The sequence below is a fragment of the Bacteroidota bacterium genome, from assembly GCA_018692315.1.
Classification (GTDB): Bacteria; Bacteroidota; Bacteroidia; order Bacteroidales; family JABHKC01; genus JABHKC01.
The window spans coordinates 1-21,304 of sequence record JABHKC010000093.1; the positions used below are offsets into that span (position 1 = coordinate 1).

Genomic DNA, 21,304 nt, shown 5'->3' on the forward strand with positions numbered 1-21,304 from the left:
GGACACCAATTACTTATATAACTGTATATCTGCACATTATGGTATTTAGAACGATTCTATATAACGTCATATGCCTAATTATCAGATAGATAAAATTTTCATTATTTTATTAATTTTGGAAAAATGCTCAAGTTGGGTTAATAGACACTACAAAAAACACTCAAAATGTTTACATGCTTAATATCAGGCTGTTAGAAAGTTTATCCGATTTGAAAATATTTGCCTAACCTGCTGTGTATCATTTAGATGACAATTTTATGATTTTTTTTGATGGGCAGGCTGTGCGAAACATGGGTTAGGAATAGATGAGTAGCAACAAAAATTATTTGAAATTACAGAAAAATTATTTTGGATGTCCCATTGATGAAAACAGGAAAGAATAGATTAATAATATTTTAATCTGCTGAATTGTGTTTTCCAAAAAAAAGAATGTAGATTATATTGCTACTTTGCAAGTGCAAAATTTGAGTGAAAAAAAATTTATATCTCAAGTTTCAATAACTAAGTTATTCTATGTAACAAGCTTAGCAATTTTGTCTTTTAATTCAATCCTGTTTATTGGTTTTGAGATATAATCGTTGCAGCCTGTAGCCAGAGCTTTTTCCCTGTCGCCGGCAAGACCATAAGCTGTTTGTGCAATAATCAAAATTTCTTTATTAAACTTTCTGATTTCACGAGTTGCTTCATAACCGTTCATATCCGGAATTTTTATATCCATTAGAACAATATCAATGTCTGGCATATTTCTGCATAATTCAACTGCTTTCTTACCTGTATCAACATGAAGAATTTCGTGGAGCTTGTTTTTCAATACATTATTCAGAAAGATAGTGCTCACCTCATCATCTTCAACAATCAGGATTTTCAGTTTTTTTGAATCAAAAGATTCATTTTCTATTGTGATTTTTTTCGACATAGATTTAGTTGCAGGTTTTAATTTTTTAAATGGAATATTAAATGAGAAATTCGACCAGCCTGGTTTTCCATTTGCAATATCCTCTTCTTCAGACTTTACCCATATTTTGCCACCAAGCATTTCTACATAGGCTTTAGCAATAGACAATCCTAATCCTGAACCTTCATATACTTTAGAATCTTCTATATCGGCTTGCTCAAATCTATTGAATATTGCTTTCAAGCGATTTTTTGGAATTCCTATTCCTGTGTCTTTTACGAAAAATTCAATATATTCATCTCTGGGGAAATATCCGAAATTAATTCTCCCTTTTCGGGAATATTTAATTGCATTCTTTATCAGATTTATAAGTATTCCATGTAATTTGTCGCTATCGGTCAATACTGTAGCTTCTTTGTTAGATAATGCCATAGCAAAAATCAAGTTTATTCCTTTTGCCTTGGCTTCATGATCAAAAAACTTGTAAAGTTCTTCAATTAAAGAATTAATTGATGTTTCTTTCTGAGATATTTTCATTTGCCCTGCGTCGATTTTCGAAATATCAATAATATCGTTAATTGTATTCATCAGCCTATTGCTACTCTTATGGATAATTTTCGTAAATTCTTTTTTTTCTTCCTGACTTGTTTCTGGGGCATTCAATAAGTTTACAAAACCTAAAACTCCATTCATAGGTGTTCGGATTTCGTGGCTCATATTTGCCAGGAAGGCACTTTTAAGCCGGTCACTTTCTAGAGCCCTTTCTAGAGCATCTTTTAGTTTTTTCTCAGATTTTTTTCGTTCAGTAATATCCTGAAAGATTCCGAATCCTCCTAAGTATTCATTTTTGGTGCTTTTAATAGGCGATGAGGTTACCAAAATTATTACTTTGCTTCCATCTTTTCTTGCAATTTCTAATTCGTAACTATTTACTTCTCCTTTTTTTCTATTTTCTGTTTGCTTTAATATCTTGTTAAACTCTTCAGTTGCGGTCATATCCATTAAACTCATTTCTAATAGTTCGTTTTCAGAAAACCCAAGAATTTTACAGGCAGCTCTATTTACATATGTAAATTTCTCGTTCTTGTCAACTTTAGAAATTCCTTCTTCAATATTTTCGACAAGATTTCGATACTTTTCTTCACTTTCTTTAAGAGCCTCTTCAGCCTGTTTTCTATCAGTAATATCCTGGTGCATAAGAACAACACTTTCAGTCTTATCCTTATTTTTAATAGGAAAAGCCAAACATTTGATAATTCGCATTCTGCCTTTTTCTCGGATATTTGCCGGATTATATTCTAAATCAGGTAAATCTACAGTCTCACCTGTAAAGGATTTTTTAAACTTCATAAGCCATTCTGTGCCTTGAACAGATTTATCTTTCAGAACATTATATTTTCCAATTACTTGTGATTTTGAGGCTAACCAAAGATTTTCCCAAGCCTTGTTTGCATCGAGTGTAAGTCCATTATTATCAAATATTTGAATACTTATTGCAGACTGTTCGAAAAGTGATTGGAAGTATCTTTTGTTTTTATTGGCCTCTTTGATTGCCGCTAATAATTCTATATTTTTATTCTTTAGTTTTTCCTGAGTATTTTTCCGCTCGCTAATATCAATCCAATTACAAACTACGTTCGTCAATTTACCTTCCGTATCATGAATTGGAAACATTGTAGCTTCACAAATAATTGATTCAGAACCTCGTAAATCCATATTTGGCATATCATTTCCATCCCACTCTAAAGTAACATTTATAGAATTACCTTCATCAAAAACTGTTTTGATAAGCGGCATAATTCCAGCCCTTTCTGCTATTTTATCTTCCAGAATATTATATTTTCCTATCAGTTGTTCGTCTGTGAGATTCAACAATTTTTTCAAAGCAGGATTTGATCGTAGCATTGTTCCTTTCGAGTCTGAAATCCAGGTAGCAAATGGACTTTGTTCAATAACGCTATCCAGAAATTTTTCTCGTGCAGTCAATTGCATATTAGTAGCACGTAATTGCTGCTCGTTAGCATATAATTGTTGATTGCTTGCTCTTAGTTGTTGTTCACTGGCATGTAATTGCTGATTTATTGCATTTAGTTTTTTTTCATCGGTTTTATGCGTAGTAATATCCCTTACTACAGCAACCGAACCGGTAAATTTTTCATCAACAATCATTGGAGAAATACTCATGGAGAACCATTTAGTACCATTAGGCACTTTCAATTCATATTCTTCAGTAACTGTTTGTCTATTTTTATTTTTCTCCAAAGCCTCATTAAACATTTTGCTTATGTTCGCAGGTAATACTTCAGATGTTGTTTTACCTAAAAAATCCTCTGGTTTTACATATAGGTTCTTCTTTTCTGCAGAATGACAAAAGGTATATCTGCCTTCAGTATCAAAAACAAAAACTAAATCGTTCATTGAGGCAAGGATACTTTGAAATTTACTTTCCGACTTGCGAAGTGCTTTTGCAGTCATTTTACTTCTGCTAATATCTCTGCTAACACCAAGAATTGCAACAGTTTTTCCGGAATTATCTTTTACAGGATTCATAGCTGTTCTAATCCATAGTTTTTTTTCTTTTGTTGGCAATACAGATTCAAAAGTTTCGGCAATACCCAATTTAAATATCTGCATTAAACTTTTCTGATAAGACTTGGCTATATATTGAGGAAAGAGCTCTTCTACACTTTTCCCAACAATTTCGGCGGGTTCTTTGCCAAGAACTTCGGCTGCCTTAGAGTTTACAGATTGTACCTGAAAGTTATTATTGACTAAAAATATTAAATCTGTTGAATATTCGATAAGTGTTTCGAATCTTGCTTCGCTTTGTTGTAAAGAATCTTGCAAAGGTATTTCAGCACCTTCATATTTTGCAAGCCTTTCTGTAAGTTTTCGAATCTCACCTAATAACTGCTCTTTTGTTTTATCTTTCATGTTCAGCCTATTAATAATCCCTTCCTTTATTATACAATACTCTATCCCTATTAAAATATCCCTACAAAATATTGGCTTGTTAGTAGAAAAACCAAGCTGCAAACAATACTGGTTTTTAAAGCCTGAAACAGACTTCATTAATTACATGATGAAAGACATAAACCATTTTGTCCAAATTCATAAATCTTCAACAAACTAATATTTAAACTAAAATTTTAACAAAGATAAATAAAACAACATCGTTTTCTATTTGTTAACAAAATTTCTTTATACAATGATAATGAACTGGATACGACCGAAGAAACTATTTAACCTTATTAAAATACTTTTTAACTAAACTCAAAAATGAAGTTTGAGAATTTCCTATTGTTTATTTTAATATTTTTGACATCAGTTTTTTAATATTTTAAAAATGGAAGAATAATGCGAAAATACATTTTGGTAATTTGTAATCCTCACATTAATTTGTCTGGAAGTAATATAGATATGGTAGAACTGTGAATATCATAAAAGAAATTTGAGCATTATAAGAAAGAAAATATGAATATTTTCCGTTGTCTCGCTGTTGATATGGGAGCAAGTTCTGTTAGAATACTGCTTGGGGAAATATCAGCGAACCAAATACAATATAAAGAAATTTCTCGGTTTAAAAACGAAATAAAGACGATCAACAAAACTGATAAATGGGATATAGAAGATATTTATTCGAAAATATTATTTGGCATATCTCGAGCTCTAAAACTATATCCTGAGGTAGAAAGCATAGGTATTGATAGCTGGGGAGTTGATTATGTTTTGATTGATGCCAAAGGAAAACTTATTGAATTGCCCTATGCCTATCGTGATGTAAGAACCAAAGGAATGATGACAGAGTGGGAAAAACACATGAGTAGGGATGAAACTTTTCGCAGAACAGGAATTAATTTTTACATTTTTAATACTCTTTTTCAATTGCTGGCTGCGAGACAAAGCAATGAAATTAAAAAAGCCGATGCCCTATTATTTATCCCTTCTTACATCAATTTTCTCCTTTGCGGAAAAAAAATAAACGAACTAAGTATTTCTTCAACATCACAACTACTTGAAGCAAATTCAAATAAATTCGACCAAAAAATTATTAAGCTTTTAAACGCTTGGCATTTAAATTTGGAACATGCAATAAATCCTGGCAAAATAATCGGAACTGTTACTGAAAAAAAATTGCCAAAAAACAAACTGTCAGTTGTTTCGGTTTGTAGCCACGATACAGCATCGGCAGTTGCAGCCACTCCTTCATCTTCCGATGAGTTTATTTTTTTATCAACGGGCACCTGGTGCATTTTAGGTGTCGAAGCCAAAAAACCTATAATCACAAACGAGGCTTTAGAATTTGGCTTCACAAATGAGCGTTCTTATGGAAATAAATACAAGCTGCTAAAAAATATTGTAGGTTTGTGGTTGATTCAAGGAATTAGAAAAGCAATGCCCAAAAATTTAGATTTTTCTGAAATAGAAAAAATCCTGATTAGATCGAAACATGCGGATCAACTAATAGATCCTGATGACGACTTGTTTTATAAGCCGGAAAATATGCTCGAAGCATTTGATATTTATTTTGAAAAAACCGGACAGAAGAAGCCTGAAACATATGGACAATATATCAAATGTGCATATAATAGCCTTAGTCTGAGTTTTGTGTATTACATTGAAAAATTGGAGTATTTGTGCGAAAAATCATACAATACAATACATCTAATTGGAGGAGGAAGCCAGTCGGAATATTTATGTCAAACCACAGCAGATTTTTCGATGAAAAATGTGATAGCAGGTCCTGTGGAATGCTCTACCATTGGAAATATTTTGGTTCAAGCTATTGCTTTTAAAAAAATTAAAGATTTAAGGGATGGAAGAGCAATTGTAAAGAATTCTTTCCTACAAACAAATTTTAAACCTAAGATTGCAGAAAATCGAAGAATGGATTTATACCAAAAATTTATAAAACTTAAAGAACAAAAATATGTCGGAAAATAATAGATTAGTAGGATCATTACCCAAAATTGGGATAAGACCAACTATCGATGGCAGGAGAAATGGTGTGCGAGAATCTCTCGAAGAGCAAACCATGAAGCTTGCAAAAGTAGCTGCACGTTTTCTTGAAGAAAATCTCAGACATGCCGATGGGACAAAAGTTGAGTGTGTAATTGCCGACACAACAATTGGAGGTGTTGCCGAAGCTGCTGCTACTGCCGAAAAATTCAGGCAACAAGGAGTTGGCGTTTCCTTAACAGTTACGCCCTGTTGGTGCTACGGAAGCGAAACCATCGACATGGATCCGCAAATTCCAAAAGCCATTTGGGGATTTAACGGAACCGAACGACCCGGTGCTGTTTATTTGGCTGCGGCTCTGGCAGGACACAATCAAAAAGGTTTGCCCACTTTTAGTATTTATGGAAAAGATGTGCAGGATGCAGGCGATACAAACATTCCTGATGACGTAAAAGAAAAACTGCTGCTTTTTGCTCGTGCGGGTTTGGCTGTGGCTACAATGAAGGGTAAATCTTATCTTTCGATGGGTGCAGTTTCTATGGGAATTGCAGGTTCAATTGTCGATACCAATTTTTTTGAAGAATATTTGGGTATGTGCTGCGAATTTGGTGACATGACCGAATTTACAAGGAGAATAAACGAAAATATTTTCGATCCTGAAGAATACAAAAAAGCTATTAAATGGGTCAAAACAAATTGTAAAGAAGGAAAAGACTATAATCCTGTGGCAAGTCAAAAAAACAGAAAACAAAAAGATGAAGAATGGGAGTTTATTGTAAAAATGGCACTTATAGCACGCGACTTGATGGTTGGCAATCCGAAGCTGAAAAAGCTTGGTTTTGCTGAAGAAGCCTCGGGACATAATGCTATTGCATCAGGATTTCAGGGTCAGCGGCAGTGGACAGACCATTTCCCCAATGGCGATTTTATGGAAGCAATTTTATGTTCATCTTTTGACTGGAACGGAACACGCCAACCATATATCCTCGCCACAGAAAACGATAGTTTAAACGGTGTGGCAATGCTCTTTGGGCATTTATTGACAGGAGCTGCACAGGTTTTTTCCGATGTTAGAACTTACTGGAGTCCCGAATCGGTTAAACGGGTAGCAGGCTACGATTTATCGGGCAAAGCCAAAAATGGGATTATTCACCTAATTAACTCCGGATCTTCAGCACTCGATGGCTCTGGCGAACAAGAAGTTGATGGAAAACCTGCAATGAAAGCCTGGTGGGAAATAAGCCAGGCTGAAGCTCAAAAATGTATCGATGCAACAAGCTGGGGTGCAGCAATAAACGAATATTTCCGTGGAGGAGGTTTTTCCTCAACTTTTAAAACCAAAGGAGGAATGCCGCTAACTCTTTCGAGAATAAATATTATTAAAGGCCTGGGTCCTGTTTTGCAACTTGCAGAAGGATATTCTGTGGAACTACCTGAAAATGTTCATGAAATTCTGGATAAAAGAACAAATCCAAGTTGGCCAACTACCTGGTTTGCACCAAATCTGACAGGGCAAGGCTTTTTCAAAGATGTTTATTCGGTTATGGCAAATTGGGGTGCTAATCATGGAGCTTTTACTTATGGACATATTGGAACCGACTTAATTACCCTCGCTTCATTATTGCGAATTCCAGTTTGTATGCACAATGTAGATACGGATAAAATATACCGTCCATCTGCTTGGTCTGCTTTTGGAATGGACACTGAAAGTGCAGATTATAGAGCCTGTGCAAATTACGGACCTTTATACTAAAGATGGCTATTGGCTATTAGCAATTGAAAGGCTAACAGCAAAAGGCTAATAGCTAACTAAAAAAAACGTTATGAAAAAAAAACCTGTTGTCGTTTCACGCAAAGTACTCATTCCTTTCATTTTAATAACCAGCCTTTTTGCATTATGGGGATTTGCGAACGATATTACGAACCCACTGGTAGCCGCTTTCAAAACCGTAATGGAAATGTCGAACGCCAAAGCAGCACTCATACAATTTGCCTTTTACGGCGGATATGCAACAATGGCAATTCCTGCGGCATTATTTGTAAAAAAATTCAGTTTTAAAAAGGGAATTATTCTCGGACTTGCTCTATACGCATTTGGTGCTTTGCTGTTTTATCCTGCTGCCCGATTCGAAATGTTCAGTTTCTTCCTAATTTCTTTATATATTCTAACTTTTGGATTGGCTTTTTTGGAGACTACTGCCAATCCGTACATCCTTTCTATGGGAGACGAAAAAACTGCAACCCGCCGCTTAAACCTTGCACAGTCGTTCAATCCAATTGGCTCTTTGTTAGGAATGTTTGTTGCCTCGAATTTTATTTTAAACGGCCTCGATTCAGATTTGCGAAACGATGCCGGTGAGCTGGTTTTCGAAACATTAAGCATTGCCGAAAAAGCTGCAATCAAGACTCACGATTTGGAAGTAATTCGTAATCCATATGTGATTCTTGGCATTGTTGTAATAATAATGATGGTAATAATTGCCATTGCAAAAATGCCTGTGCGTAAAAATGCTGACCATAGAATTCAGGCTAGAGATTCTTTCAAACGACTTATTAAAAATATAAAATATCGGGAAGGAGTTATTGCACAAGTTTTTTATGTTGCTGCACAAATCATGAACTGGACTTTCATTATCCAATATGCAGGAAATCTTGGCATACCAAAAGCTACGGCACAAAACTACAATATCATTGCAATGACGATATTTCTAAGCTCACGATTTATAAGTACTTTTTTAATGAAATATGTAAACTCAAAAGTTCTACTCACTATTTTTGCTGTGGGAGGCATGGCAACTATGCTTGGAACAATTTTCATAGGAGGAATGTTTGGTTTATATTGTTTGATTGCAACATCTGCATTCATGTCTTTGATGTTCCCTACAATTTATGGGATTGCCCTCGAAGGATTAAAAGACGATGCAACACTTGGTGCGGCAGGCTTGGTTATGGCAATAGTTGGTGGTGCTTTAATGCCGCCTTTGCAGGGTGCAATTATCGATTTAGAAACAGTGGCCGGAATGCCGGCTGTAAATTTTTCATTTATATTGCCATTTTTTAGTTTTGTGGTGATAGCAATTTATGGATATAGGACAACAAAAATTTAAACATAATAATTAATTAAATTAAAAATATGAAGGGCGTTTTCAATAAAATCTATTCTGTAAATCTAAGCAAAAAGACTGCAGAACTAATACAAATTGCCGACGATATTTATCATAAATATTTGGGAGGAAGAGGTTTAGGGGTAAAAATATTTACAGACAAAGTTAATCCAAAAATCGATCCTTTAAGTGCTGATAATGCAATTGTTCTGACTACAGGACCCATCACAGGCACATCTGTTTCTACCAGTGGCAGAATGTCGCTTGTTACAAAATCGCCTTTAACCGGTGGAATTTTTTATTCAAATACAGGTGGCAATTTTGGTTTTAATATGAAACGCTGCGGTATTGATGGTGTGCTAATAGTTGGAAAATCTGAAAAACCATCTTACCTCTTGCTCGATGGAGACAATAAATTGGAAATAAAAGATGCTACAGATTTGTGGGGGCTCGATGCTGAACAAACTCACGAGAAGCTACTTGAGCTTGAAGGCAAAAAAGCCCGAACACTCGAAATTGGGCCTGCCGGAGAAAATCTGGTTCGAATTTCATCGATAATGAACGATGCCGATCATGCTTTTGGGCGGGGTGGCGTAGGTGCTGTTTGGGGCTCAAAAAATCTGAAAGCAATTGTAGTTAAAAATGGAAAACTAAAAACTACAGTACATAATCCAAAATTGCTTAAAAATTACTCAAAATCAGCACTTGATAAAATCAAGGCATTGCCTGTAACGCGTTCAGCATTTCCACTATTTGGCACTGCCGGTGTTTTGCATGTTACAAACAGTTTAAGCATGTTGCCTATCAGAAATTTCAAATACGGTCAACATGAGGAAGCACCTAAATTGGGCGGAGAGGCTATCAGAAAAGAAATTCTGGACAAAACAAGTGCTTGCTATGCCTGCACCATTCGTTGCCGCAGATCTACCAAAACTGGCAAAATGAAAGGGAAAGGGCCTGAATACGAATCAGTTTGGGCACTGGGAGCTAATTGCGAAATTTTCGATTTGAAAAAAGTAACCGAAGCAAATTACTATTGCAACAAATTAGGAATAGATACTATTTCGATGGGCGTAACTATTTCTTGCGCCATGGAATTGCAGGAAAAAGGATTGTTCCCTTATGAAAATGTAAAATTTGGGAATGATGAGATTATTACCGATTTAGTAAAAAAAACAGCCCTGCGTGAAGGCATTGGCAACGATTTGGCTGAAGGTTCGAAACGTCTCGCTGAAAAATATGGTGATGCAGAGGTTGCTATCCATGTTAAGGGTCTGGAGCTTCCTGCTTACGATCCAAGAGGAGCAATGGGTCATGCTTTAGGATATGTAACTAGCAATCGCGGAGGTTGCCATCTTACGGGCTACCTTGCCGCTATGGAATTGTTCAGCGCACCAAAACGAATTCCACGCTTCACGATTAGTGGTAAAGCTGATTTGCTTGTTTTGAAACAAAATCAAAGTGCCATTGAAGACAGTCTCGTCAATTGTAAATTTTCGGGCTATGCCCTTGGTTTTGATTTTCACTCACGTTTTGCAAGCGTAATCACAGGTTACGATTATAATACTACTGAGCTTTTAAGAATTGGTGAAAGAATTTACAACCTGGAACGTATTTTTAATATTGATGCCGGAATTGAGAAAGAGCAGGACAAACTACCTGAACGATTTATAAAAGAACCTTTTAAGGAGGGATTGTCGAAAGACAGGGTTGTTCCTGTAGCAAAAATGTTGAAGGAATATTATGCTGTTAGGAATTGGGACGAAAATGGAATTCCGACAATTGAAAAAAGAAAAGAATTAGAAATAATTTAATAAGTGAAAATGACCATAGATAAAGAAACATTCAGAAGCTTCGATTTAGTAGGAAAAGACTTAAGTAACAGAGGATTAATTAGCAGCCATTCGGGAAATATGTCGATGATAAGTGGTGGAAAAATTATTATTACAAGACGCTCGGCTATGTTGGGCTGGTTGCAACCCGAAGACTTGGTAGTCATAGACCTAAAGGAGGAAGATGCCCACAGCGGATTAATTGCAAGTACCGAAGCAAACGTCCACCGAAATATTTATAAAGAAACCGATGCCATGGCAATAGTACATTCGCATAGTCCTTGCAGCACAGCATTGTCGATGATTGAAGATGAAATTACCTGCATAGATGCCGAAGGTATGTTTTTGTATAAAAAGATTCCTGTTGTTGAATGCGATATTCCAGTTGGATCTTATGAGGTTGCTGAAAAAATTGCACAGCCTCTAAAGAACTATCCTGCTGCAATAGTCAGGAGCCATGGTATTTTTGCAAAAGGGACAACTCTCGAAGATGCTTTAGGGGTGGTTACCGGAGTAGAACAATCGGCAGATATTAGATACAGGATACACCTTCTCGGCAAACCCTTAATTCGGGATTATTCTAAAGAAAAAGGTTTTTCTGATTGGTAAATTCAAATTTTTATTTCAAAAACAGATAGTTTTTTTGTTTATATCAGACTATGTCTGTTCAGCCTAATTAATATTTATCTAATAAAATAAATTTTTTAAGTAATTTTGAAACTGAAATGGTAAATATTTATTAATATAAAATAAAGATGAAATATTTTTCGGTGCTATTAATTGTGATACTGTTTTCGACAAACACATGTTTTGCACAAACCACAACAGTTCAAGACGATTTTGAGGGAAATGGAACTATTACAAGCTGGTACGGAGACGATTGCGGGATTAATACTAATTTCTCAAATCCTGTTATACAAGGAATTAATACATCAAATACGGTTTTAGAGTATAACGATAATGGTGGACAATATGCCAATGTTCGTTTCGAGGTGAGTAATAATTTTGATTTGTCAACTAATTATACATTTTCATTAAAGATTTTTGTCCCAAATAGTGGATTGACGGGAAGCCAAGCAAATCAGGTATCTCTAAAATTACAAGATGGAACTATTGGAGCTCCTTGGTCAACACAGTGCGAGATTATTAAGCCAATATATTTAGATCAATGGCAAACTGTAACATTCGATTTTGAAAATGATAATTACATAAATTTAGATGGAAATTCGCCACCTCCAACACAAAGAACAGATTTTAACAGAGTAGTGATTCAAGTGAATGGAGAAGACAACTACGACTATGTTTTAGCTTATCTCGACGATGTTTTTTACGATGGTACAATACCCATAGATCCGGTTTATAACAATCTGGTTTGGGCAGATGAGTTTGATGTTGATGGACCAATAAATTCTGCCAAATGGTTTCATCAAACACAATTACCTGCAGGTGGAAGCTGGTTTAATGGAGAGGTGCAACATTACACTGATAGAGTTGATAATTCATATGTTGAAAATGGATTGCTAAAAATAATATCGAAAAATGAAACATTTACCGATCAAGGATATACAAAACAATACACTTCTGCGAGATTAAATTCTAAATTTGCTTTTACTTACGGTAAGGTAGAAATTCGAGCAAAATTGCCAAGCGGAGTTGGCACCTGGCCTGCATTATGGATGCTGGGCAAGAATGTTAATGAAAATGGAGCCTACTGGCAAACTCAAGGATTTGGAACAAGTTCGTGGCCTGCCTGTGGCGAAATTGACATAATGGAACATTGGGGCAGTAATCAAAACTATGTTCAAAGTGCGGTACATACACCTTCAAGTTATGGTAGTACTGTAAATTTGGGCGGTCAAACCATTGCAACTGCATCCTCTGCATTTCATATCTATACTTTGGAATGGACGGAAGAAAAATTGGAGTTTAGTTTCGATAATGTTGTGCATTACACTTATAATCCTGCAATACAAGATGCTAATACCTGGCCATTTGATGCGGAACAATACATTTTGATGAATATAGCAATTTTGCCAAATATTACTTCCGGTTTTACAAGTAGCTCAATGGAAATTGATTATGTAAGAATTTATCAGGATAGTGTTATTTCAACAGCCCAATTTGATAAAGTATTAGGTTTGTCATTTTTTCCCAATCCTGTTGCAAATAATTTGACAATTAGTTTAAAGGAAACTATTGAACAAAATGTTACTCTCAGAATATTTAGTAGTGAAGCTAAACTAATTAAAACATATTATAGCGAGATAAAAAATAACAGAATAGAATTGAATGATTTAGGATGTTTAAACAAAGGAATGTATTTCGTTACATTTGATTTAGAAAAAGAACACTATAGTTTCAAAATAATAAAAAAATAGGAACTAATAAGTTTCGGAAACTTGAGCTTAATAATAAGCTTTCTCCGTGAAACAGCTATTACACAAAGTTGCTCAAAGAAGCACAAAGATTAAAAAGGAATTATTTAGAACATGTATCATTATAACTTTTCAGTACATTGATTAGTTACAAAAAATAGTTAAATATAAGTATTAACAAAAAACAGAACAATAATATGAAACTTTTCAGAATTTTAGTAGCCCTTTTCTTTATGGCAAGTGCAACAGGTTTGGCACAAAGTGATACAATTTATTACTTCGATTGTGCCGATTCTATTCCGGGCAACTGGCAAAGCCTTGATAGCACTGGCAACAATTTTAGTTGGGAGCACACATATGTTGGATTGGATGCGGCATATTGCCCACTTTCAAGTTCAAGTTTTAATTCAACAAGTGCCAACAATGGTTGGTTGATGCTTCACTCTGCATACCACAACACCGATTCTACTGGTGGAACTTTAGAGATGGCTGATACTATAATTTACATGAATTCGACTCTTCTATCAGATCCATTTGATTTCAGTAATGAATCGGAGGTTTATGTTTCATTTCAGCATTGGTATCGTACTCTTAGTGCCCCAATGTGGGGTTCTTTCGATATGGCTGTTAGTAATGATGGAATTTCATGGACCACTTTCAATATGAATACTGGTCCGGATTCTCCCGATTCGGGATGGGAAGATAAAGTTGAAATAATTCTAATAGATATCTCAACAATTGCAGCCGGGCAAACTCAGGTTTGGCTTCGTTTTCATTACAATAATCTTGCATGGTATTTTTGGAATATTGACGATATAGCTTTCCTTCGATCTACCCCGCCTTCAGCCATAGAGTCCGATATTATAGCAAATTTTAAAATATTCCCAAATCCTGTCGAGAAAGGAGCTTTTATTAATGTTTTGAATGCCAGAACAGGTTCTACCTACGAATTACTGGATTGTTTTGGAGCAATTGTTTCGAGTGGAAAATTACAAAATTCAAATTCTAAAATCCAACTAAATGGTATTGGTGTCGGAATCTATTTTTTGAATATTAACAATTATGTTGAAAAAATTGTTGTACGCTAAAAGTTTAGCATTCTTAGAAACATACAAAGTCTGATTTTAATTAAAAATACTTTTTAATAGTTTCAATCAGTACTTTTTTATTTATGGGTTTTGCAATATAGTCGTTGCAGCCTGCTTCTATGACTTTTTCGCGATCGCCTGCAAGGGCATATGCTGTTTGTGCAATAATAATAACATCCTTATTAAATTCTCGAATTTTGCGAGTTGCATCGTAGCCATTCATTTCAGGCATTTTCATATCCATAAGGATTAAATCGATGTCGGGATTTTGTTTGCAAACTTCAATTGCCTTAATACCGGTTTCTGCATTTAATACATTTTCATTTTTTAAAACATTTTTGAAGTAAAAGTTTATTAGTTCTTCATCTTCTACGACAAGAATTTTAAGATTGCCAATTTCGTTTTCCTTTTTACTTATTGCAGTATCTTCAGGTTTTTCTTCGAGTGTTTTCTTTTCAGCTTCTATTGGAATTGTAAAATAGAACTGAGAACCTTTTCCTAAGTCAGATTCAACCCACATGTTCCCGCCGAGAGATTCAATAAGTTTGATGGCAACAGAGAGTCCTATCCCTACTCCTTCATAGCGTCTTGTACTATTATCGTCGAGTTGTCTGAAAATATCAAAAATCAGTTTTTTATTATCTTCGCTAATGCCAATGCCAGTATCTTTTACATAGAATTTCAACATTGGTTTTTTGTCAATTATTTCTTCAGTAAAACCATATTCGATATACCCTTCACTTGTAAATTTAAGGGCATTTTTTAGCAGATGAAATATTATTTTTTCCAGCTTTTCAGAGTCAGAATACATTGATATTTTGTCGTAATTTTTACAAGGTTTAAATCTAATATCAATATTGTCTTTTTCAACCTTAATTTGTTCTGCTTTAATTTTTGTATAAATAATATCAATAAATCCGGCGAAATTGAATGTTTCTTTTTGAATTAGCATTTCCTTGCTTTCTATCATTGTAAGGTCAAAGATATCTTCAACAATATTTAGCAGATGATTTCCACTTTTATTAATGGTTTTCCCATAATTAGTAATTTCTTCGATAGGAGAATTTTTATTTAGCAAAAAAGAAAATCCAATTACTGAATTGAGAGGCGTTCGTAATTCATGCGACATTGTGTTCAAAAAAGCAGTTTTCAGATGGTTACTTTCTTCGGCTTTCTCTTTTGCTTTTTTTAATTCAGAGTTTATTCTCTGAATATGTTGCATATTTTTTGACATTTCTTCGTTTAGCACCTGAAATTCTTCATTTTGAGCTGCAAGTTGTTGATTCATAGCTTGCAGTTCTGCTTCAGCTTGTTTTCGTTCGGTAATATCATTTAATGCTGTTACTCGAAGTGTTTTTCCTCCAGTATCCATCATTTTGCCTTGTATTTCGGCATAAAAAGTCGATCCGTCCTTTCTCATTGCAAGCACCTCATACGGTTTTTCATAACCTGAAAGCATATTCTTTATTACTTTATCTCTGTCTTGTGGTGCAATCCAATCGATACCCGGTTTTCCAATAGCTTCGCTTAAAGTATAAGCAAACATCTTTTCGGCAGAATAATTCTGGTCTAAACAAATACCTTTTTCAGATAAAAAAACTGCCTCGAATGGAGCTTCCGATAATGCTTTAAATCGATTTTCGCTTTCTAAAATAATCTTTTCGTCCTTCTTTCTTGTGGAAATATCTTCGAATATTGCAGCAAATTCATCTTCATTTGAACGATACGCATAAATTGAGTAATGAGTACTACTATTTTCGTGAAACATTTCAAAACTAATCGGCTTTCCAGTTTTAACAACATTCCCAAAAGTTGAAAACCATTCTGGTTCTGTTCCGGGGAGCATTTCAGAAACTTTTTTTCCAATTGTAGTCTCCTTTTTTAAATTTGTGAACTTTTCGTAAGCTGCATTCATATCTTTATAGATACAATCTACCATGTCGCCGGATTGGTTGTAAATTGCTTTACAAAAAACTACACCAGAGGACATTCTGTCGAATAAATAATTGTATCTGTCGCAATTTTCAATATTTGTAACTCTTTCGTCTCTATCTTTTTGGATGTTCCCCATAAATTAACCTTTACAATCTAACAATCAAAATTTACATAAAATTTACATTGTTTCATTTATAATTCATTCTAACAATTTTCCAAAGCAAATATTAATTTTTCAATTTGAAATCTTATCAAAACATGGGCTAAAAATATATATATTTTTGAAGTAATATATATTTATTCGTATTTAATAGAAATTTTTAAATATCATCATCTATTCTTTCATGAACCATGCGTTTCCCTTTTTCAGTAATAAACCTTAAATTACCATTTCTTTTTACAATATTTTCAGAATCGTACTGAGAAAACAGTAGTAATGCAATTTTCCGATTTGCATTTATCAAGTCTCTAAACTCTGCAACTGTTAGTCCTTCATTTATAGAAAGTAGTTTATTCAATAAAATGGTTCTACATTTATCCACAATTTTTGAGTACAAATAGTCATTCTCTATCTGATAAAGTTTCCCTGACCTGACAAGAAAATGAAAATATTGACTTAAATCTCTATCTGATATTCCTCGCTTTCTTGCTTGTGGTTTTATTTCCGACATCAGCGGGGTTTGCATTTTATAATTTGATATGACTTTTTCGAGCCAGCTAATTTCTGCTTCAACAAAAACAGGAACCGTGGCTTTATGATTGAATATAATCCATGTTCTGCCAAGCTTTTTTATTAGTCCCTCTTTTTCAACTTTTTTAAGCAAAAGATATAGATACTTAATGCTGGCAAGATTGTCAGAAATTCCTAATTTGCTTTTCAATTCATCGAAAGAAAGACCATATGAAATTAATGGGTTTCTCTTATGAAATGCTTTTATATTTTCTAAAACTAAATTCCAGCATTTGTTATCCTCATTTTTTTCAAAGAGAATAAGTGAATTTTCGTCTTTATAAACTGCTATGTCGAAAAGGCTTTTGCTACTGCAAAAACTAAGAATTTCCTCCAAAGGTTTGTTCAAATTTGAGGTAATATCATCAATTTCAACAGGAATTCTACGTTTTTTTACTTCAATCCTGATTAATTCGCAAATGCTACCTTCGGCAAGTTTTGTAAGGCTATCGATCAATTTTTCGGGTCTTCTCCTGTGGTGCAAGGGTTTTGCGTCTATCACCGAGCCACCGCCCAAAGTTTGGTCAGACGAAGAATTTCTTAGAATATATCTGTCTCCATTCATCAAAACGCAAGCTTTGTCTAAATGTATTTGAATTATAGCATTTTGCTCTGGCATAAGGCTATTTGCATTTATCAAATGAACTCGTGCCTGACATTCGAAAGTGCCCGACAGAAAAATTATTTTCGACCACAAGCTCAATTGTGTATTGTCTTTGAACAATGTAAAATCTGCATCTATTATTTTTGTTGCTTCAATTGTGGAATCGGAAATGATTTTACCTTTCTCGAAATCTCTTTTTTCAATTCCAACAATATTCAGGGCTGCTCTGTCGCCGGCTCTAATTTTGTCGGTGATTTTTCCATATTTCTCAATGCGGCGAATTCTTAGTTCTTTTCCATTGCCAGGTAGCAAAAAAGCAGGTTTAGATATGTCAATTTCTCCATTTACGACTGTTCCGGTTGCAACATTTCCGAAACCTTTTACGCTGAAAAACCTATCGACATTCATTCTGAAAATTTTTCCTTTTTCCCGATTTTCAACTTCCAAACTTATTTTTGCTATGGCATTTTTCAATTTGTCGATTCCATAGCCCGAAATTGAACAAACTTCAACTAAAGGTGCTTTTTCAAGAAAGCTGTTTTTCACGAAATCGTTAATTTCTTCTTTAACTAAAGTTTGCAAATCCTCATTGATTAAATCAATTTTCGTGAGTGCAATTATCCCTTTTTTTATTTTTAGAATTTCGAGAATACTCAAATGTTCTCGCGTTTGGGGCATAATTCCGCTTTCGGCTGCAATCACAAACAAAACAAAATCGATTCCGCTAACTCCTCCAACGGTGGTATGAACAAAATCTTTATGCCCGGGAACATCAATTATTCCGATTGTTTCCTGGTCTGAAAGTTTAAAGCATGAAAATCCGAGATTTATAGTAATGCCTCTTCTTTTTTCTTCTTTATGAGTATCGCAATCGACATTTGTAAGTGCCTTGATAAGTGCCGTTTTTCCATGATCTACATGTCCGGCAGTTCCCATTATCAAATGTCTCATAATTTGCAATTTTTGTATTCAATCTTCAGCCTATATTTTTGTGTTTGTATATCATTTGAATAATAGTTAGCTTTTAAAATAGACTTCGCTAATTGCTTTTGGAATATATTTGAGATCTTCGTCAAATAATGTCAGAAGATTGAATTGAATTTTCCCTTTTTTCAAAACTCCTAATATTGGTGTTTTCAGATTTAATAATTCGTGGTACATTTTTTTCGCAAATGAAATTTCATTAGGCTCCAATTTCGTGGTGTTTTCAATTACAATTGAATAACTATCAATTGAAGTTTCGGGCATTGCACCGCCACCAAATTGCCCTTTGCTTTTTACTATTTCAGAATGAATATTATTTTTCTCTAATTCTTGTTTTATGAAATTTGCATTTTCTAACAATTCTGTTTTTGGTCTCGAAATGATTTTATAAACCAGATTGTTTTGTTCTAATGATTTTTCGTTGAGGTAATATTTGCATGCATTTTCAAGAAAGGCCAAACTTAATTTACCTACTCTCAAAGCCCTCATCATGGGGTTTTTCTTCAGGATATTTATCATTTGCTGATTCCCGGCAATAATTCCGGCTTGAGGTCCTCCGAGCAATTTGTCGCAACTGAAGGAAACCAAATCTATGCCTGACAAAAGTGCTGATTTTACATCCGGTTCGTTTTCTAATGCTGTGTTTTTCATTTGTTTTAAAAGTCCGGAACCCATGTCATAGACTACCGGAATTTTATGTTTTTTGCCCAAGTTTACCAATTCCTCAAGTTTAGCTTCTTCGGTAAAACCTTTTATTTTGTAATTTGATGTATGAATTTTAAATAGTAAAGCTGTGTTTTGCTTAATTGATTTTTCATAATCGCTGATTCTTGTTTTGTTGGTGGTGCCTACTTCAATCATTTTGCAGCCCGATGCCTGCATGATGTCGGGAATCCTAAACGAACCACCAATTTCAATCAGTTCGCCCCGAGAAACTATCACTTCTTTGTTTTTGGCAAAAACATTAAGAATTAGAAGGATTGCTGCTGCATTATTGTTCACTATCAAAATATCTTCTGCACCGGTAAAAAATTTTAACAGCTTGCAAGCATGAATATTTCTATCGCTACGAACTCCTTTTTTCAAATCAAATTCGAGATTGTTATATCCCGATATTACTTTCATTGAGTCATTTATTAATAATTCGCCGAAAGGGACTCTCCCAAGGTTTGTATGAATAATAATTCCTGTGGCATTCACAACAGATTTCAAGCTATTGCTCACCATTGCCAAGGTCTCAAATTCAACCTGTTTTATGATTTCTTCAATTGAAGGTAGCGGCTTCTCTCTTTTGATTTCTTCTCTATAATTCGATATAGTTTTTCGCATTAAATAAATAATCAAATCTCTACCGTATTTTCCGATTAAGGATTTGATAACTTCTGAATTTAACAGAGTATCAATGCCGGGTAAATTTTTATATTTATTCATTATAAAAAATTTGAGTAAACTATGCTCTCTGCCTCTAATTCATCTTATAAATTCTCAATTATTTTCATGTACAATTTACGACTAAATTTATTTATATCAATTATCTTTTTTTATAAGGCTATATTTTAAATGGCCAAAATGTTTTTTGTGACTCTGTCTTTATTTCTAATTATCAATTAGATATGCAGTTTCTTTAGCTTTTCAAAAACCCTTTATTATCTGTTCTTTTTTCATATTTTGTAAATCCATTTTTGTTGCGTTAATATTGATATTCCCAGATCAGATTTAATATTTTCTAATTTGTTTGAAAATCGAATCTTAATGTATTAATAGATTTATCAATTTCTGATCTGATTACTTTTTTATAATCTCGCATATTTGTGAGAGTTTTTGAAATGTGAACATAAATATACTTTGATGAAATTTGAAATTAAAGAATCGGAGCTTGTTATGTATAGTTGTTCATTGTAAATTGCAAATTATTCAAATCATCTTATCAAAATCCATTTTCATTTGTTCTTGTTTTCGGGTTTCTAAAATGTGTAGCGCTTGATTAAATTGAATTGGCTATTGTTGCTAGATATTGTATATTTGGCTATTTTTTAAGTAATTATGAATAAGGTGCTCATATTTACAAGTTTGCATTAATTTGATGAAGTACATAGCTTTCATATTAATTCTTATAATATCTGGGCATTTTTTGATTGCATCTGATACTACTTATTATGCCAATGGACAGATTCATACAATTGTCAAGAAAAATAAGATTGAAATTACTTATTATCAAAATGGAAATCTCAAAATGTTATACAAACCTGACCAAATTATAAGGAAAGGTAAAGTCATTAATTATGATTCTCTAGGATTTTTGACATCCAAGGGTAAAATTATCCTTAATCAATTTGATCATGGTACATGGAAATTCTATGAAAACAAGAAAATCATACGAAAAGAAAAATATAAATGGGGATTAACAGAGAAAGAGTATACAGATAATAATGGGGATAGAGTATTATTTATACTTCAATATGGTTTGATTGCTTACAGAGAACCTTGTAAAGAAGCACAGAAAAGGTTTGGCATCAAATATATTTTAGTTGCAGGTTGTGTGGTGAATCCCAAAATAAAATTTAAAGTTAGAAGATATTATTTTTTGAATCATTATAAACTGATAAGGAAACATGGGGATAATTGGTATAGTGAAATGATGCAATTTTGCTCTGATCTTAACCCAACTTGAGCATTTTTCCAAAATTAATAAAATAATGAAAATTTTATCTATCTGATAATTAGGCATATGACGTTATATAGAATCGTTCTAAATACCATAATATGCAGATATACAGTTATATAAGTAATTGGTGTCC

At 33.9% G+C, this 21,304-nt stretch carries 12 protein-coding genes; 8 read left to right on the plus strand and 4 right to left on the minus strand.

Annotation, left to right across the window (positions count from 1 at the left end; genetic code table 11):
- Positions 1–511 precede the first annotated feature (511 nt).
- Positions 512–3,829, minus strand: coding sequence for a PAS domain S-box protein (locus HN894_07575; protein MBT7143184.1), 3,318 nt, complete (start codon positions 3,827–3,829; stop codon positions 512–514).
- Positions 3,830–4,369: 540 nt separating this feature from the next.
- Here HN894_07575 and HN894_07580 point away from each other — a divergent pair.
- The 7 genes from HN894_07580 (at position 4,370) to HN894_07610 (ending at position 14,253) form a co-directional block, all read left to right on the plus strand.
- Entirely contained in the window at positions 4,370–5,839 is a 1,470-nt protein-coding gene (locus HN894_07580; protein ID MBT7143185.1) for a rhamnulokinase, read from the plus strand.
- Entirely contained in the window at positions 5,826–7,607 is a 1,782-nt protein-coding gene (locus HN894_07585) for an L-fucose isomerase (protein MBT7143186.1), read from the plus strand. The genes HN894_07580 and HN894_07585 overlap by 14 nt, the downstream gene beginning before the upstream one ends.
- A gap of 70 nt (positions 7,608–7,677) precedes the next feature.
- Positions 7,678–8,961 carry an L-fucose:H+ symporter permease gene (fucP, locus tag HN894_07590; GenBank protein MBT7143187.1) on the plus strand — a complete coding sequence of 428 codons (1,284 nt, stop codon included), beginning with the start codon at positions 7,678–7,680 and terminating at the stop codon, positions 8,959–8,961.
- A 26-nt stretch (positions 8,962–8,987) separates the two neighbouring features.
- On the plus strand, positions 8,988–10,772 hold the full coding sequence (locus tag HN894_07595; GenBank protein MBT7143188.1) for an aldehyde ferredoxin oxidoreductase family protein: 1,785 nt from the start codon (positions 8,988–8,990) through the stop codon (positions 10,770–10,772).
- Between the two features lie 9 nt (positions 10,773–10,781).
- Positions 10,782–11,399 carry a fuculose phosphate aldolase gene (locus tag HN894_07600; GenBank protein ID MBT7143189.1) on the plus strand — a complete coding sequence of 206 codons (618 nt, stop codon included), beginning with the start codon at positions 10,782–10,784 and terminating at the stop codon, positions 11,397–11,399.
- Between the two features lie 146 nt (positions 11,400–11,545).
- Positions 11,546–13,168: a family 16 glycosylhydrolase gene (locus HN894_07605; protein MBT7143190.1), complete on the plus strand. Its 1,623-nt coding sequence runs from the start codon at positions 11,546–11,548 to the stop codon at positions 13,166–13,168.
- Between the two features lie 194 nt (positions 13,169–13,362).
- Positions 13,363–14,253: a T9SS type A sorting domain-containing protein gene (locus HN894_07610; GenBank protein ID MBT7143191.1), complete on the plus strand. Its 891-nt coding sequence runs from the start codon at positions 13,363–13,365 to the stop codon at positions 14,251–14,253.
- A gap of 40 nt (positions 14,254–14,293) precedes the next feature.
- Here the strand turns inward: HN894_07610 and HN894_07615 are convergent, their stop codons facing one another.
- From HN894_07615 to selA, 3 genes are all read right to left on the minus strand, one after another.
- Positions 14,294–16,324: a response regulator gene (locus HN894_07615; protein MBT7143192.1), complete on the minus strand. Its 2,031-nt coding sequence runs from the start codon at positions 16,322–16,324 to the stop codon at positions 14,294–14,296.
- A 184-nt stretch (positions 16,325–16,508) separates the two neighbouring features.
- Positions 16,509–18,473 (minus strand): selenocysteine-specific translation elongation factor, encoded by a 1,965-nt coding sequence (gene selB, locus HN894_07620; GenBank protein MBT7143193.1) that lies wholly within the window; start codon positions 18,471–18,473, stop codon positions 16,509–16,511.
- Positions 18,474–18,539: 66 nt separating this feature from the next.
- Positions 18,540–19,937 carry an L-seryl-tRNA(Sec) selenium transferase gene (selA, locus tag HN894_07625; protein ID MBT7143194.1) on the minus strand — a complete coding sequence of 466 codons (1,398 nt, stop codon included), beginning with the start codon at positions 19,935–19,937 and terminating at the stop codon, positions 18,540–18,542.
- 652 nt (positions 19,938–20,589) lie between these two features.
- Here selA and HN894_07630 point away from each other — a divergent pair.
- Complete coding sequence (locus HN894_07630) at positions 20,590–21,177, plus strand: hypothetical protein (protein MBT7143195.1); 588 nt, start codon at positions 20,590–20,592, stop codon at positions 21,175–21,177.
- Positions 21,178–21,304 lie beyond the last annotated feature (127 nt).

Excerpts from the sequence above, each read along its gene's own strand:
- HN894_07575 (MBT7143184.1), bottom strand. The coding sequence starts at position 3,829 with ATGAAAGATAAAACAAAAGAGCAGTTATTAGGTGAGATTCGAAAACTT.
- HN894_07580 (MBT7143185.1), top strand. The coding sequence starts at position 4,370 with ATGAATATTTTCCGTTGTCTCGCTGTTGATATGGGAGCAAGTTCTGTT.
- HN894_07585 (MBT7143186.1), top strand. The coding sequence starts at position 5,826 with ATGTCGGAAAATAATAGATTAGTAGGATCATTACCCAAAATTGGGATA.
- fucP (MBT7143187.1), top strand. The coding sequence starts at position 7,678 with ATGAAAAAAAAACCTGTTGTCGTTTCACGCAAAGTACTCATTCCTTTC.
- HN894_07595 (MBT7143188.1), top strand. The coding sequence starts at position 8,988 with ATGAAGGGCGTTTTCAATAAAATCTATTCTGTAAATCTAAGCAAAAAG.
- HN894_07600 (MBT7143189.1), top strand. The coding sequence starts at position 10,782 with ATGACCATAGATAAAGAAACATTCAGAAGCTTCGATTTAGTAGGAAAA.
- HN894_07605 (MBT7143190.1), top strand. The coding sequence starts at position 11,546 with ATGAAATATTTTTCGGTGCTATTAATTGTGATACTGTTTTCGACAAAC.
- HN894_07610 (MBT7143191.1), top strand. The coding sequence starts at position 13,363 with ATGAAACTTTTCAGAATTTTAGTAGCCCTTTTCTTTATGGCAAGTGCA.
- HN894_07615 (MBT7143192.1), bottom strand. The coding sequence starts at position 16,324 with ATGGGGAACATCCAAAAAGATAGAGACGAAAGAGTTACAAATATTGAA.
- selB (MBT7143193.1), bottom strand. The coding sequence starts at position 18,473 with ATGAGACATTTGATAATGGGAACTGCCGGACATGTAGATCATGGAAAA.
- selA (MBT7143194.1), bottom strand. The coding sequence starts at position 19,937 with ATGAATAAATATAAAAATTTACCCGGCATTGATACTCTGTTAAATTCA.
- HN894_07630 (MBT7143195.1), top strand. The coding sequence starts at position 20,590 with ATGAAGTACATAGCTTTCATATTAATTCTTATAATATCTGGGCATTTT.